Annotated in this window: 14 protein-coding genes and 1 pseudogene; 7 read left to right on the top strand and 8 right to left on the bottom strand. The window is 68.0% G+C overall.

Annotated features, from left to right (window positions below; genetic code table 11):
- Positions 1–115: 115 nt before the first annotated feature.
- The 3 genes from ACFV9T_RS41450 to ACFV9T_RS41440 all read right to left on the bottom strand — a co-directional run bounded on the left by ACFV9T_RS41450 (position 116) and on the right by ACFV9T_RS41440 (position 3,809).
- Entirely contained in the window at positions 116–1,072 is a 957-nt protein-coding gene (locus ACFV9T_RS41450) for an aldo/keto reductase (RefSeq protein ID WP_385448766.1), read from the bottom strand.
- Complete coding sequence (argH, locus tag ACFV9T_RS41445) at positions 1,072–2,502, bottom strand: argininosuccinate lyase (RefSeq protein ID WP_385448764.1); 1,431 nt, start codon at positions 2,500–2,502, stop codon at positions 1,072–1,074. The genes ACFV9T_RS41450 and argH overlap by 1 nt, the downstream gene beginning before the upstream one ends.
- A 110-nt stretch (positions 2,503–2,612) precedes the next feature.
- On the bottom strand, positions 2,613–3,809 hold the full coding sequence (locus ACFV9T_RS41440) for an argininosuccinate synthase (RefSeq protein WP_385448762.1): 1,197 nt from the start codon (positions 3,807–3,809) through the stop codon (positions 2,613–2,615).
- Positions 3,810–3,948: 139 nt separating this feature from the next.
- Between ACFV9T_RS41440 and ACFV9T_RS41435 the strand changes: the two genes are divergently transcribed.
- Together ACFV9T_RS41435 and ACFV9T_RS41430 are read left to right on the top strand one after the other, a co-directional pair.
- Positions 3,949–4,491, top strand: coding sequence for a Uma2 family endonuclease (locus tag ACFV9T_RS41435; protein WP_385448759.1), 543 nt, complete (start codon positions 3,949–3,951; stop codon positions 4,489–4,491).
- 1,606 nt (positions 4,492–6,097) lie between these two features.
- On the top strand, positions 6,098–6,556 hold the full coding sequence (locus ACFV9T_RS41430; RefSeq protein WP_385448756.1) for a Uma2 family endonuclease: 459 nt from the start codon (positions 6,098–6,100) through the stop codon (positions 6,554–6,556).
- 21 nt (positions 6,557–6,577) lie between these two features.
- Here the strand turns inward: ACFV9T_RS41430 and ACFV9T_RS41425 are convergent, their stop codons facing one another.
- Positions 6,578–7,750 (bottom strand): epoxide hydrolase family protein, encoded by a 1,173-nt coding sequence (locus ACFV9T_RS41425; RefSeq protein WP_385448753.1) that lies wholly within the window; start codon positions 7,748–7,750, stop codon positions 6,578–6,580.
- A gap of 84 nt (positions 7,751–7,834) precedes the next feature.
- On the opposite strand from ACFV9T_RS41425, the gene ACFV9T_RS41420 reads away from it, so the two are divergent.
- Complete coding sequence (locus ACFV9T_RS41420) at positions 7,835–8,404, top strand: CGNR zinc finger domain-containing protein (protein ID WP_385448751.1); 570 nt, start codon at positions 7,835–7,837, stop codon at positions 8,402–8,404.
- 5 nt (positions 8,405–8,409) lie between these two features.
- Here the strand turns inward: ACFV9T_RS41420 and ACFV9T_RS41415 are convergent, their stop codons facing one another.
- Positions 8,410–9,147 (bottom strand): dienelactone hydrolase family protein, encoded by a 738-nt coding sequence (locus ACFV9T_RS41415; protein WP_385448749.1) that lies wholly within the window; start codon positions 9,145–9,147, stop codon positions 8,410–8,412.
- A 202-nt stretch (positions 9,148–9,349) separates the two neighbouring features.
- Complete coding sequence (locus ACFV9T_RS41410) at positions 9,350–10,549, bottom strand: hypothetical protein (protein WP_385448746.1); 1,200 nt, start codon at positions 10,547–10,549, stop codon at positions 9,350–9,352.
- A 158-nt stretch (positions 10,550–10,707) separates the two neighbouring features.
- Here ACFV9T_RS41410 and ACFV9T_RS41405 point away from each other — a divergent pair, with 158 nt between their 5' ends.
- Complete coding sequence (locus tag ACFV9T_RS41405) at positions 10,708–11,628, top strand: LysR family transcriptional regulator (RefSeq protein WP_385448743.1); 921 nt, start codon at positions 10,708–10,710, stop codon at positions 11,626–11,628.
- 79 nt (positions 11,629–11,707) lie between these two features.
- The gene (locus tag ACFV9T_RS41400; protein ID WP_385448742.1) at positions 11,708–11,938 is read left to right on the top strand and encodes a hypothetical protein; all 231 of its coding nucleotides are present in this window, start codon (positions 11,708–11,710) and stop codon (positions 11,936–11,938) included.
- Here ACFV9T_RS41400 and ACFV9T_RS41395 read toward each other — a convergent pair.
- Positions 11,919–12,368 carry an ATP-binding protein gene (locus ACFV9T_RS41395; protein WP_385448740.1) on the bottom strand — a complete coding sequence of 150 codons (450 nt, stop codon included), beginning with the start codon at positions 12,366–12,368 and terminating at the stop codon, positions 11,919–11,921. The genes ACFV9T_RS41400 and ACFV9T_RS41395 overlap by 20 nt on opposite strands.
- A 167-nt stretch (positions 12,369–12,535) precedes the next feature.
- Between ACFV9T_RS41395 and ACFV9T_RS41390 the strand changes: the two are divergent.
- Positions 12,536–13,371 (top strand): annotated as a pseudogene (locus ACFV9T_RS41390) (Scr1 family TA system antitoxin-like transcriptional regulator).
- Entirely contained in the window at positions 13,368–13,553 is a 186-nt protein-coding gene (locus ACFV9T_RS41385) for a DUF397 domain-containing protein (protein WP_385448738.1), read from the top strand. The pseudogene ACFV9T_RS41390 and the gene ACFV9T_RS41385 overlap by 4 nt, the downstream one beginning before the upstream one ends.
- Here ACFV9T_RS41385 and ACFV9T_RS41380 read toward each other — a convergent pair.
- Positions 13,493–14,068 carry a substrate-binding domain-containing protein gene (locus tag ACFV9T_RS41380; RefSeq protein ID WP_385448735.1) on the bottom strand — a complete coding sequence of 192 codons (576 nt, stop codon included), beginning with the start codon at positions 14,066–14,068 and terminating at the stop codon, positions 13,493–13,495. The two genes, ACFV9T_RS41385 and ACFV9T_RS41380, sit on opposite strands and share 61 nt — an antisense overlap.
- Positions 14,069–14,273 lie beyond the last annotated feature (205 nt).

Below are 14,273 nucleotides of genomic sequence, written 5' to 3'. Positions count from 1 at the left end.
CGAGTCGGCGGGGTCGAGCACGGCGATGGCCACTACATGGCCGTTCCGCCGCGCCTGGTCCTCGATGCCCAGGATCATGCGGGCGAGGCCGTGGGAGGGGCGGGGTGGGGGCTGGTCAGGACCAGGGGAGGGACGAGCGCGTTCGCCAGTAGGTTTCTGGGGGTTCCGCCAGGTCTGGGAGGGGCGGGAGGGGGACGCCTGTCGCGGACAGGTTCGACGTCAGCTGGGGCAGCGTCGCCGCGCCCGACAGGGCCACCGTCACCCAGGGGTGGCGTAGGACCGCCGCCAGGGCGATCGCGTCCGGGGTGGCGCCCGTCTGCGAGGCGGCCTGCCGAAGCGCCTCGGCCCCGGCCAGGCGGCCATTCGCCATCGCTTCCTTGACGATCACCGTCCGCCCCGCCGCATGCGCCTCCTCCAGCGCGCGCCCCGCCGACGGCTCCAGCAGGTTGTACGTGCTCTGCACCGTACGGAACAGCGGACGGCCATCGGCCTCCACCTCCAGCGCCGCGCGAATCGCGTCAGCCTGCGCCGGACCACTGGTGGAGATACCGACCGTCACGCCCTCCGCCGCCAGCGACGCCAGTCGGGCGTGGAGGGCGGGGTCGGTAAGGGCTGGGGACTCGGGGGTGACGGAGTGGATCTGGTAGAGGTTCAGGTGGTCTCCGAGGAGGGCACGGGTTTCCGACCGCTGGCGGTCGTACGTGGCGACAGAGTGGTCCTTGACCTCGTGCGCGTCGGCGTCCATACGCCAGTCGGCCACGTAGGTGTACCCCCACTTACTGCCGATCACGACCTCGCGTGCCGCATCGGGCCTGGCGCGCAGCCAGTCGGCCAGGAACTCCTCGGCCAGCCCATACGAACGCGCCGCGTCCAGGTAGCGCACCCCCGCCGCGTACGCGGCGTCCAGCAGCTCGTGCGAACGACGCCGCATGGCGTCAACGCTGCGGTCCGCCGGAAGGTCCCGCTCCCGGCCGAGGTTGATGTAGCCGGGGCGGCCGACCGCCGCCAGGCCGAGCCCGATCCGGGACACCGGCGTGGCGGCGGCAGCGTCAGCGAGAGAGGAGGCGGACATCAGCGCTTCGCGTCCGCCCACGCCCGCTGCGCCGCGAGGTCTGTCTTGACCTCGGCCAGCTGCGCGGCCACGGCAGAGGGAGCCGTACCGCCGCGCCCGCTGCGCGAAGCCAGCGCACCCGGTACGTTCAGCACACCCCGCACCTCGGGCGTCAGATGCGGAGAGATCTTCGCGAACTGCTCATCGGTGAGCTGATCCAGCTCGATCCCCGTCAGCTCGCACTCCTTCACGCACGCGCCAGCGACCTCGTGCGCCACCCGGAACGGCACGCCCTGCCGGACCAGCCACTCCGCGATGTCGGTCGCCAGCGAGAACCCGGCCGGGGCCAGCTCCTCCATCCGCTCGCGGTTGACCGTCAGCGTCGCCATCATCCCGGTGAAGGCCGGAAGCAGGATCTCCAGCTGGTCGCAGGAGTCGAAGACCGGCTCCTTGTCCTCCTGCAGGTCGCGGTTGTACGCGAGCGGCAGGGCCTTCAGCGTGGCGAGCAGCCCGGTCAGGTTGCCGATGAGACGCCCGGACTTGCCGCGCGCCAGCTCCGCAATGTCCGGGTTCTTCTTCTGCGGCATGATCGACGAGCCGGTGGAGAAGGCGTCGTGGAGGGTCACGAAGGAGAACTCCTTCGTGTTCCAGATGATGACCTCCTCCGCGATCCGCGACAGATCGATGCCGATCATCGCGGTGATGAAGCCGAACTCGGCGGCGAAGTCGCGGGCCGCCGTGCCGTCGAGCGAGTTGGCGACCGAGCCGTGCTCGAAGCCCAGGTCGGCGGCGACGGCCTGCGGGTCGAGGCCCAGCGAGGACCCGGCCAGCGCGCCCGATCCGTACGGCGAGACGGCCGTCCGCTCGTCCCACTGCCGCAGCCGCTCCGCGTTCCGCGACATCGCCTGGACGTGGGCGAGGACGTGGTGGGCGAAGAGCACCGGCTGGGCGTGCTGGAGGTGGGTGCGGCCGGGCATCGCGACGTCCGGGTGCGCCTCGGCGAGCCCGACCAGGGCCTCCTGGAGGTCGGCGATCAGAGCGCCGAGGATCCGGGCGTGGTCGCGCAGGTACATCCGGAAGAGGGTGGCGATCTGGTCGTTCCGGGACCGCCCGGCCCGCAGCTTGCCGCCGAGGTCGGGGCCCAGCCGCTCCAGCAGCCCGCGCTCCAGCGCGGTGTGCACGTCCTCGTCGGCGATGGTGCCGGTGAAGTCGCCGGAGGCGACGTCGGCCTCCAGCCGGTCGAGCCCGGCGAGCATCCGCTCCAGCTCGTCGGCGGTCAGCAGGTCGGCCGCGTGGAGCACCCGGGCGTGGGCACGGGAACCGGCGATGTCGTACGGCGCCAGGCGCCAGTCGAAGTGCACGGAGGCGCTGAGCTTCTCCAGTGCCTCGGCGGGCCCGTCGGCGAAGCGGCCGCCCCAGAGCCGGACGTCGCCGCTGTTGCCGTTGCTCACGCTGTTGCTCCTCAAGGCTGTGGGTGAAAGCTGGGGGTGAAGGCTGTGGGTGTACGACCGCCTCCCCACCGTATGGCGGGAAGGCGGTGTATGACGTCTAACTGCGGAGGTTACTGCTCCAGGTCGCGCTTCGCCGCGATCTTGCTGGACATCCCGAACAGCTCGATGAAGCCCTTCGACAGCGACTGGTCGAACGTGTCGCCCGTGTCGTACGTCGCGAGGTTGAAGTCGTACAGCGACTGCTCCGACTTCCGGCCGGTGACGACCGGCCGACCGCCGTGCAGGGTCATCCGGATCTCACCGGTGACGTGCTCGTTCGCCTCGGCGATGAAGCCGTCCAGCGCGCGCTTGAGCGGCGAGAACCACAGACCGTCGTAGACCAGCTCGCTCCACCGCTGCTCGACCTGCCGCTTGTAGCGGGCCAGCTCACGCTCGACGGTGACGCTCTCCAGCTCCTGGTGCGCGGTGATCAGCGCGATGGCGCCGGGAGCCTCGTAGATCTCCCGCGACTTGATGCCGACGAGCCGGTCCTCGACCATGTCGATCCGCCCGATGCCCTGCGCCCCGGCCCGCTCGTTGAGCTGCTGGATGGCCTGCAGGACGGTCACGGGCTGGCCGTCGATGGCCACCGGGACGCCCGCCTTGAAGCTGATGATGACCTCGTCGGCGTCCCGCTGGGTGGCCGGGTTCGAGGTGTACTCGTACACGTCCTCGATCGGCGCGTTCCAGATGTCCTCCAGGAAGCCGGTCTCGACGGCCCGCCCGAAGACGTTCTGGTCGATCGAGTACGGCGACTTCTTGGTGGTCGCGATCGGCAGGCTCTTCGCCTCGCAGAAGGCGATGGCCTTGTCCCGCGTCATCGCGTAGTCCCGGACCGGGGCGATGCACTTCAGGTCGGGCGCGAGGGAGGAGATGCCCGCCTCGAACCGCACCTGGTCGTTGCCCTTGCCGGTGCAGCCGTGGGCGACGGTCGTGGCGCCGTGCTTGCGGGCGGCGGCGACGAGGTGCTTGACGATGGTGGGCCGGGAGAGCGCCGAGACCAGCGGGTAGCGGTCCATGTACAGCGCGTTAGCCTTGATCGCCGGGAGGCAGTACTCATCGGCGAACTCATCCTTGGCGTCCGCGACCTCCGCCTCGACCGCCCCACAGGCGAGCGCGCGCTTGCGGATGACGTCCAGGTCCTCGCCGCCCTGGCCGACATCCACGGCAACGGCGATGACCTCGGCGCCCGTCTCCTCGGCGATCCAGCCGATGGCGACGGAGGTGTCCAGGCCGCCCGAATAGGCGAGTACGACGCGCTCGGTCACGGGTTTCTCCTTACGGTCCATGCACTGACTGGCATAAGTATGCACTGGCCCGTATGTTTCGTCAACGCGGCCCCCGGCGGCTGTCAGTGGGCGGCGTTACGATGCCGCTAACAGGTGCCCAACAGGGGAGGTAACCAGCGTGAGCGTGCAAGACGACATCCTCTGGCAGGCGGCTGAGCGCGCTGCGGCCCAGTTCGAGGGCTTCAAGATCGAGGTCGTGGGGGGCCACATCGTCATGACGCCGCAGAGCAGCATCCAGAGCTGGACCATCCTCGACGTCCAGATGGCCGCGATGACGGCCGGGATCGACAAGTCCCGCCTGCTGTCCGACGTGCTGATCCAGTTCCCCGGGGAACCCCCGCGAGTACCGGATGTGACAATCCTGGAAGAGGGCGCCGCCGAGCCCTACTCGTACGAGGACATCCTGGCCGCTGTCGAGATCGTCTCCGCGAAGAACGACGGCAACGACTATGAGGTCAAGGTGCAGCAGTACGCACGATTCGGCGTCCCGAGCTACTTGATCATCGACCCCTTCCTCGGGAAGTGCACCCTGCTGACCCGCCCCAAGGGCGACAGCTACGCGTCCCGCGACGAGTACACCTACGGCGAGACCATCACCCTCCGTTTGGCGGATGACAGCTCAGTCGACATTCCCACGAACGAGTTCAAGCGCAAGAGCTGAGCTGCGGCCAAGCCTCTGAGAGAAGCCGTGGTTGAGCGGCCCCCACAAGCCCGCCCCTGGCCGGGACCGAGGTCACCTCGTTCCATGAGCCAGCCCGGACTGTGGCCCCCGAGGGCGCCGGCATCGACAGCATCGGAGGGCGGGTGAACCGTCTGGATCCTGCTCGCGTGGTAGGCGACGCGGGGAAGCAGCCTTCTATTTCGATTCACGCGGAGGATATCGTGCCAAATCCAGATGACCACACCCCTCGTACATACGATGACGCCACGATCGCGGCCGCGTACATTACCTGGCTCCAGCAAGGCCCAGACCGCGTGGCATCGCTGCCGGACCGCGGCGTGCTGGTGAATGTAAAAGCCGCACCAATGAGCACTAAGTGGGGCTCACATACCGTCGAGGCGCAACAGAATGTACCGATCGGAGATCTACTTCACAACTTTCTCGATCCCGGCAGCCCCGGGGCCGGAATAGTGACAACAGACACACTACAAAAGATGGGAATTACTGTCAGAGATTTGGGATTGACCGGCTGGCACATCCATCCGAATTCACTGAGTTATGACCAACGCAGAGAATGGACAACCGGCGAGGACCTTCGACTCGCCGACCACAGGCGCGAATTCTACCGTGACGGCAGAGCACCATATGGATACGCACCGGCCGAACTAAAAAAAGATGCAAACCAGGCCCTAAAAAACCCCGAGCCCGAGTGGGCGATGGCGGAAATCGATCGAATAAATAATATGCGTGCTGCACACGCGGACGCGGACGCGCTAAAATACATGAGACCAGCAGAAGCGTGGGCGACACTGGACTGCGGAATCCACATCGAAGAAGTCGCGCCTGCGGTCGGCGAGTCGAAGATCGCACCACATCCAGGCCTCTTTCGCATTTCCCCCGAAACGCCGCTGGACACCCCGAAGCACACAAAAGAGAGAGATATCGCGCGCGCAGAAGACATGGGCCTCCTATACGCAAATCAGGTACTGACACCCAGGCACATATCAACAAGACCCGGGAATCACCCTTTCCCGGTTCATCTCGCTTGGCTAAAAGAGCCCCTCAACCGAGGGGCGGATCTCGCCCATAGATCAGACAGCTTCGCGGGAGCTCGGGAAATCCATACACTATCCTCCAAGGGGAACATCACCGTAGACAATTCTGGCAAAATTCCAGACACCACTCCGGCGGAAAGTGCCGCCGTGGTGGCAAAGCGCGCATTGGAGAAATTCCCGACAGCGGAGGCTGTGGATGAGGCGCGTGCACGCTACCGGAGGGAGGCAGGGGCGTCTGCCTCACAGCCCGTCAGGACGTCCGGGCAGGTACTTCCGGCCCAGACCCAGACTCCGCTCCCCCGACAAATGGCGGCGCACGTAAATGCCCTGCAACCTGGTGGCACGTACGGGCAACAGCAATCCGCGACCACCCCGCCCCCGGGAGCCGGGAGCCGAATCCCGACAAATACGGGCAAGCAGCGTCGGTAATGCGTGGCTCGCGAGGGAAAGTATCCTCTGATACACGACCTGGCATGAGCGACACTCGCTTCGGACGCCACCATCCAGACACAGCGGTAAGCGGGTTCCCATCGAGGTGAGGTGGACGCGGAGTGCCTCAAAGTAAGGGGCTCCGCGCCGACCCCGGCCCACGCGGCGATGTCCAGAGCTGGACCATCCTCGACGTCCAGATGGCCGCGATGACGGCCGGGATCGACAAGTCCCGCCTGCTGTCCGACGTGCTGATCCAGTTCCCCGGGGAGCCCCCGCGAGTGCCGGATGTGACGATCCTGGAAGAGGGCACCGCCGAGCCCTACTCGTACGAGGATGCTCTGGCCGCTATCGAGATCGCCTCCGCGCCCGAGGTCAAGGTGCGGCAGTACGCACGATTCGGCGTCCCGAGCTACCTGATCATCGACCCGTTCCTCGGGAAGTGCACCCTGCTGACCCGCCCCAAGGGCGACACCTATGCATCCCGTGACGACTACGCCTACGGCGAGACCATCACCCTCCGCTTGACGGACGGCAGCACGGTCGACATTCCCACGAACCAGTTCAAGCGCAAGAGCTGAGCCTGAGCCTCCGCTCCCTCGTCACCGATGAGCGGCCAGCACTGCCGCCAGGCCGTCTTGTACGTCGTTGACGAAGTACTCGGGGACCTCCAGCGACGGGAAGTGTCCGCCGCTCTCGGGCGCCCTCCATCGGACGATCCGCCGGTACCGCTCCTGCGCCCAGGGGCGGGGGCACTTCTCGATGTCGCGGGGGTACATGGTGATCGCCGACGGGACGTCGACCCGGAGTTCGGGGTCCAGGGAGGCGTGACTTTCGTAGTAGATGCGGGCCGCCGACGCGCCGGTCCGGGTCAGCCAATACAGGGTGACGTTGTCGAGGATGCGGTCCCGGGAGATCGTCTCGAACGGGCTGTCTTCGGTGTCCGACCACTCGGCGAACTTGTCGAGGATCCAGGCGAGCAGCCCGACCGGTGAGTCGACGAGCGAGTAGCCGATGGTCTGCGGCCGGGTCGCCTGCTGCTTCGCGTAGGCCGCGCGGTGGTGCCAGAAGTCGCGGGTGTCCTCGGCCCACTGGCGCTCGACCGCCGTCAGCCCGTCCGTCGTCAGCCCGGGCGGGCCCTCCGCGAACGTGGTGTGGATGCCGAGCACGTGGGCCGGGAACCTGCCACCGAGAACCGTGGTGATGTTCCCGCCCCAGTCGCCGCCCTGGGCCACGAACTGGCCGTAGCCGAGCCTGCCCATCAGCTCCACCCACGCGGCCGCGATCTTTTCGGTTCCCCACCCGGTGGTGGCCGGTTTGTCGCTGTAGCCGAAGCCGGGCAGCGACGGGGCCACCACGTGGAACGCCGGCGCGTCCGCGTCTTTCGGGTCCGCCAGCTCGTCTATTACGTCGATGAACTCGGCGATGCTGCCCGGCCAGCCGTGCGTCACGAGCAGCGGCGTGGCATCCGCGCGCGCGGACCGGCGGTGCAGGAAGTGGATTCCCAGACCATCGATGGTCGTGCGGAACTGGCCGATGCCGTTGAGGCGCTCTTCGAACGACCGCCAGTCGTACCCGGTGCGCCAGTAGTCCACGACATCGGCGAGGTCGGCGAGCGGAACGCCCTGGTCCCATCGGCGAGGGTCGGGCGCGGCCCGATAGACCGTCTCGGCCTCCGGCAGCCGCGCGGCGGCCAATCGCGCACGCAGATCGTCAAGATCAGCGTCCGTCGCGTGGGCTTCGAATGCTTGCACGCCGCTGGTCAGAGGGGACATGAGACGCTCCTAGTGCATTACGGAACCGGCTAAGACGGTTCTAGCAGTTCTCCGAGCCACGCCGCAACCGTCTAAGGTGGTTCCATGCGTGCTGGATTCCCTGACTTCCGCCTCGGCAGCGTGCTCGCGACCAGCTTCACGGGGACCCTCTCGGAGCGTCATGGCGACGCCGTGGAGCGCATCCCCACGCCGCAGCGGCTCGCCGACTGGCTGGCGGTGTACGACCTCGCCGTGGACTCCTGCACCGATGCCCAGCTCGACCTCGCCCGGGAGCTGAGGGAGTCGATCCACGCCGCCGCGACAGCGGTCGCGATCCACGACCCCCTCCCCGCGCCTGCCGTCCACGTCATCAATGACCGCAGCGCCCAGGGCCGGGCGGCAGCGGTCCTGACGCCCGAGGGCAAGCGGCGATGGGCGCTCAGCTCGGCGTCCCGCGTGGAAGACGCCCTCGGCGTGATCGCCGCCGACGCGATCAGCGTCATCGCGGGCGAACGAGACGGAAAGCTGGCCCTGTGCGCCTCGCCGACCTGCCAAGCCGCCTTCTTCGACACCAGCCAGAGCCGCACCCGCAAGTGGTGCGACATGAACACCTGCGGGAATCGTCAGAAGAAGGCGCGCTTCATGGCCAACCAGCGCCGCGATCAGGGCAGTTGAGGCGGCTAGCTCAGATGCCGGGTGAAGAACCGGGCCGCGGCGTCCCCCGCGGACTGCGGGACTCCGGTGTGCCCGCCCATGTTGGCGTTCAGCGTCTTCTCCCCGGAGCCGAAGGCATCGAACAGGTCCAGGGCCCGCTGCCGGTCATTCCCTTCGTCGTCCCACTGCAGCAGGACATGCAGCGGAATAGTGACCTGCCGGGCCTCCTCGAACAGGGCGCGCGGCACGAAACTCCCGGCGAACAGGACGGCGGCCGCGATGCGCGGCTCGACCACCGCCAGCCGGATCCCGATGGAGATCACTCCTCCCGAGTACCCGACCGGGCCGCCGATCCCGGGCAGCGACAGGAGGGCGTCCAGGGCGGCCTGCCATTCCGGGACCGCCTTGTCGACCAGCGGGAGGACGAGCCGGTCCACGATCTCCTCGTCGACCGGCTCACCGGCCTCCAGCGCCCGGTGCAGGTCGGCGCGGGCCTGCTCAGCGGCGGCGGAACGGGGACGGTCACCGCTTCCGGGTAGCTCGATGGTGGCCGTGGCGAAGCCCTCCGCCGCGGAGTGCCGCGCCCGGGCCACCAGTCGGGGGTACATCGTGTGCAGTCCGCCGGGGTGTCCGAGCAGGATCAGCGGCGCCGGTGCGGATGCGGACGCGGATCCGGGCGTCCACAGGATGCCGGGGATCTCGCCGAGGGTGAATGCGCGTTCGAGGACGCCGTCGTCGAGGCGTTGCTCAGAAGTGAATCGCATGGTCGTGCCTTTCGGGAGTGCGCGTGAACGGCGCTCCCGGACGACCTGCCTATCGCCCGACCGTGACCCCGCAGGGGAGCACCCATGTCGATACGTTCACGGGTACCACCTCCTCGGTCTCTCGCACGGCCTCCGGAAAAGTAACAGTGGCCGCCGTGGTCCGCCAACGGGTTTTCGCGGCCACTCCGCTCGAAGTGCAAGGTCAGGGCGCGATGTCGACCCAGAACTCGTCCTTGCCTCCGAAGAGGATGCGGTCGGTGCGGTAGAACTCCTGGAGCCTGTTGCCGGCGGTGCCGTTCTGATTGCCGTGGACCCAGCCCACAGAGCCGTCCAGGATGCCGTCCTCGGCACGGGCCCGGGACAGCCCCTCTTCGGTGGTCGCGAAGGGGTACTCGTCGGCCTCCATCTCGGGCACATCCTTGGGCGGCAGGTCGTCGGGGCCGTTCCACTCGCCCCGGCGGTCACGGATGGCATCCTTCACCCGCCGGTTGGCATCGGCCACTTCCGAGTCCGCGGCGACGCGGTGCAGGCCGGGGCTGTCCTTGCTGCCGGTGTATTTGCCGGGGATCGACTTCGCCGAGCCGAAGTTCGGGAAGGTCTCGCGTGGCTTGTTGAGGGCGAAGTCGATGTGGTGGGCGACCTCCCCCACCAAAGGGTCGCTCTTCTTGTAGGTGAGGAAGGGCAGCACGTCGTCGTTGATGCAGGCCTTGGGCGTCCAGTTGCCGTACCCCGGGGCCAGACCCGCCGAGTCGCAGCGGACGGCGTGCTCGGGGAGGCCGAACTGGTGGTCGTCGCTCAGCCCCGGCTGCCCTTCGAGGGTGCCCTGGAACTGCCACAGGTGCCGGAGCATGCGCTCCGGTCCGGCACCGGCATCGGGAGAGGTGATGTCCCAGCGGGCCCACTTGGGCTGGGGGACGGGGATGTCCTCATCGACCCTCCAGTCCGCCAGGGCCTTGGACTTGTCAGCTTCGTCGTTACCGATGACGCCGCATTGGTTGTCGCAGTTCAGGCGCATCCGCAAGGTTCTGGCGCCATTGATCCACGGCAAGTTCACGATGTCCGTGTTCCAGTCGTTGACCCGGTAGAAGACCCGTACCCGGCGCGCGGCGGGGTCGGCGTAGGCGGCCGCCGTGATGTCAAGGGTGGCCGTCCCCTGTGCGGTGGGCAGTTCGACCTCGGTGGTCTGGCACCACACCCCGCGGTGGTAGACCCTGCCCTTGAGGCTTTGCGCCTCCGGGTCGGCCTCGCACTCCTCGATGAACTTCGGGTCGGGCTCGCCCGGTGGATGAGTGCCCTGTGGCGGTACGTGTGCCGTCGCCTCAGCGGCGGCGGAGGGTCGGGGCTCCGGCTGCTGTGGTGCCGCAGAAGCCGATTCGGCGGCGGAGAGAGGGAGCAGCACCATCGCTGCCGCTACCGCGCCGTGTCGCCTGAGCCGTACGTAAAGAGGCACTGCATTCCCCGTCGTGCTGTCGATTGCGGTGTGAACATCGTCCGTCGCCCGGGCTGGTCGGGGAAGGCGAGCACCATGCGCGTCCGGGCCGGATTGATAGCGTGACGGCTATGGCGGAGACGAGGGGCACGGGCTACCCGGGCATACGCCAGCTGCGGCTTTTCCTCTTACTGGCCGAGGAGTTGCACTTCGGCCACGCGGCACGGCGGGCCTACCTGGCCCAGCCGACGTTCTCGCGCCACATCCGGGCGCTGGAGCGTCAGTTGGGGGCGGAGCTGGTGGACCGCACCACGCGCAGGACGGAACTCACCGACGTCGGACGGGCTCTGCTGCCCCGGGTCCGTGAGGTCGTGGACGCGGCCGAGCGGCTACGCACCTCGGCCCGGCATCACACCGCCGCCGGGCGGATGGTGATCGGCTCCTTCGAGGCCGTCACCTCCATGGACCCCATACCCGCCATCATGAACGAACTCCATCGGCTCATACCGGACGTGGACGTTCAGGTCCTGCGGACCGGCTTCGACTCCGCGACGGCGATCCTCCGCGGCGATGTGGACGCGTCGTTCGTCTTCCTCCCCGTCCCCGAGGGCATCCAGACCTGCGCCCTGGCCAGCGGTGCGCGGTGTGCGGTGATGTCCAGCAGCGACCCCCTGGCATCCGCAGGACCGCTGCGACTCTCCGACCTCGCCGATCACGTGCACCTCGGCTTGAGTCCGGACATCCCCGCGGTGTGGCGGGACTTCTGGTCGGTCGACCCCCGCCCCGACGGCACCGCCGTGCGCTACAGCCCCCACACGGTGACCGACTACGAGAGCGCGCTGGCTCTGATCGCCATGGGAAAGGGGATTCAGCTCCCCCCGGAGAGCGCCCGCTGGCTCTACCCGCGCTCCGGCGTCGCGTACGTCGATGTTGTCGACCTCGAACCGTGGCAGACTGCCCTCACCTGGCTGCCCAAGAATCGCGACAAGCCGACCGTCGCCGCACTCAGACAAGCGACGCGAACCGTCCTGCAGCGACGATCCGACTTATAGCCCTGGTCGGTGCCGGTGCGGTGGTGCCACCATGATGGGCGGCGGGGGGTGGCGGGTTCTGCGGACCGAGGGGGAGTCGGTGGCGGACAGGAAGAACCAGATGATCATGCTTGGTGTGGTCGTGGTGGGGGTTCTGTGGATCAACGGCCAGGGCGACAGCGACGCCGACAACAGCAACGACAAGTCACCCAAGCCGCATCAGACGGGGCGGTACCCCGTTCACTTCGAGAAGGACGACGCGAAGAAGGGCACCAAGAAGCCGGTGCCGCGCTCCACGGTGTCCTATCCGATCAAGTTCGACCGCCGGTGAGGTCGATCTCGGCCCAGACCGTCTTGCCCGGACCCTGACGTTCCGCCACGCCCCAGCGCGCGGCGAGGCCCGCGACCAGCAGCAGGCCACGGCCGGTCTCGGAGTCGGGCGGGGGTGCGGCCGGGGTGTCCTCGACCGGCGGCCGTCCCTCGGTACGGGTGTCCGCCACCTCGACGCGAAGCGTGGTGGTGGTGCGGGCGAGGCTTACCTCGAAGTCCCGGCCGGGCACGCGGCCGTGAGTGACGGCGTTGGCGGCGAGTTCGGCCACGATCGCGGCGACGAGATCGGACGGCTCGCTGCGGTACGGGAAGCCCCAATGGTCGAGTTGCTGAAGCACCAGAAGCCGGGCGAGGCGGGCGCCACGGCGGGTCGAACTGAAGCGGGTGGTGAACTGGTCGGAATTCGTTCGTGGGTGTGCTGGGATTGACATGGCGTCACCGTTCCGGCTCGGCGTATGACCGGACCAGATCGGCTTCTCGTACGCTGGGTCACTGTACGAGTACGAGTGGTGGACTGTACGAGTAACGGACCGTGACCATGGCTGAGTTGGGCCGATAGTCAGGTTCAGTACGGATGGCACCACCGGAGGTGGCCGCGATGGCGGACAACACGGGCAGCAGCAACAACACACCGAAGTCCTCGGACAGCCTCAAGACGTTCGGGGCGGTCGTCAAGGTCTTCCGAGAACGCGCGGGCTACACCCAGGAGCAACTGGCCCCGTTGCTCCGGTACTCGGTCCAGACCCTGGCCTCGATCGAGCAGGGGCGACGCTACCCGCAGCGGGAGTACGTGGAGCGGGCGGAAGAGCTGCTGGATGCGTTCGGGTGTCTGCGGGCAGCGTCGAAGCACTTGGTGCGGAAGCCGGGCCTGGCGGCGTGGTTCAACCAGTGGGCCACGCTGGAGGAGACGGCGATCAGCATCTGCATGTACGAGTGTCGGGCGGTCCCGGGACTGCTGCAGACAGATGCGTATGCCAAGGCGGTGTTCCACAACAGGGTGCCGCCTCTGGCCGATGAGCAGATCGAAACTCAGCTCGGCGCCCGCCAGGATCGTCAACGCCTACTCAAGGGAGGCCGAACACGGCGTTCAGCTTCATCATCGAAGAAGCCCTGCTCCGGCGCCGCACTGGAGGGGTGGACGTCGCTCGCGAACTCATCGAGCATCTGCTGGAGCACGCGGCGCTTCGGAACGTCGAACTGCAGATCATGCCGCTGGTGCAGGAGGAACACGCTGGACTGGAAGGCCCTATCCGGCTGCTGGAGACCCCGGATAACGAGTGGTTCGGTTACTCGGAAGGTCAGCGTAACGGTTTGCTGATCTGTGACCGTAAAGACGTCAGCGTTCTCCAGATGCGCTATGCGAAACTGCGGTCACAGGCTCTTTCCACTGAGGACTCCGTGAGCCTGCTGAAGGAGATCCAAGGAGCGCTATGAGCAGTGAGTTGACCTGGTTCAAGAGCAGCTACAGCGGTGGCGACGGCGACGAGTGCGTAGAGGTCGCCACCTGCCCGGAGAACACCGTCCACGTCCGGGACTCCAAGGACAAGCAGGGCCCTCAGCTCGCCTTCTCCCCCACCACCTGGTCCGCGTTCGTCACGCACACGGCGCGCACATAGTCGTAGAGCGCGCCGACGGCGGCGTGCGTAGCGACAACGGGCCGGACCAAGTAGACGGTGAGCGGCGGGGCGTCGGCGACCGGGAGGTACGTCACGCCCGGGTGCGGGTGGCTGTGTTCCGTGCCCTCGGCGGTGACGCCCACCGCTTCACCGGTCGCGATGGCCGTCAGCCATTCGTCGACGTTCGCCACCTCGAAGGTCCGTGGGCGCTGGCCGCGCGGCCAGAGGCCGTCCGTCGTCGTGGCGGCCGTGCCGCACAGGGCGACCGAGCGGGTGGCGAGGTCGGCCAACCGCAGGGCGGGGAGGCGGGTGAGGGCGTCGCCGTCCGGGACGGCGGCCAGGCGGCGTTCGCGGTAGAGGGGCAGGGCCCGCAGGCCGCTGTCGGCCGGGGGTTCGGTCCGTAGGAACGCCACGTCGACCTCGCCTCGCCGCAGCGCGGCCTCCGGGTCGTCGCGGCGGTGGCCGCGCAGCGGGGTGTCCGGGTGTGCGTCGTGCCAGCCGCGCAGCAGCGGCACGGTGTGGCGGCCGAGGGCTGCCCAGGCGAAGCCGACCCGGAGCGGGCGCGGTCCGGCCTGGGCTTCGGTGAGGGCGGTGTCAACCTGGCTGAGGATGCGGTGGGCGTGTTCTTGAAGCGCTCTCCTCCCTTCGCAAGCTCAGGAAGGAGATTCCGCCCTACCTTGCGGTGGGTGGCTTGACGCGGCGTGCGCGTCTGACGACTGC

Source organism: Streptomyces sp. NPDC059850 (assembly GCF_042731515.1).
In the GTDB taxonomy this organism is placed as follows: domain Bacteria; phylum Actinomycetota; class Actinomycetes; order Streptomycetales; family Streptomycetaceae; genus Streptomyces.
Note: the sequence above shows the minus strand (reverse complement) of the source record. Positions and strands in the feature narration are given on the sequence as shown.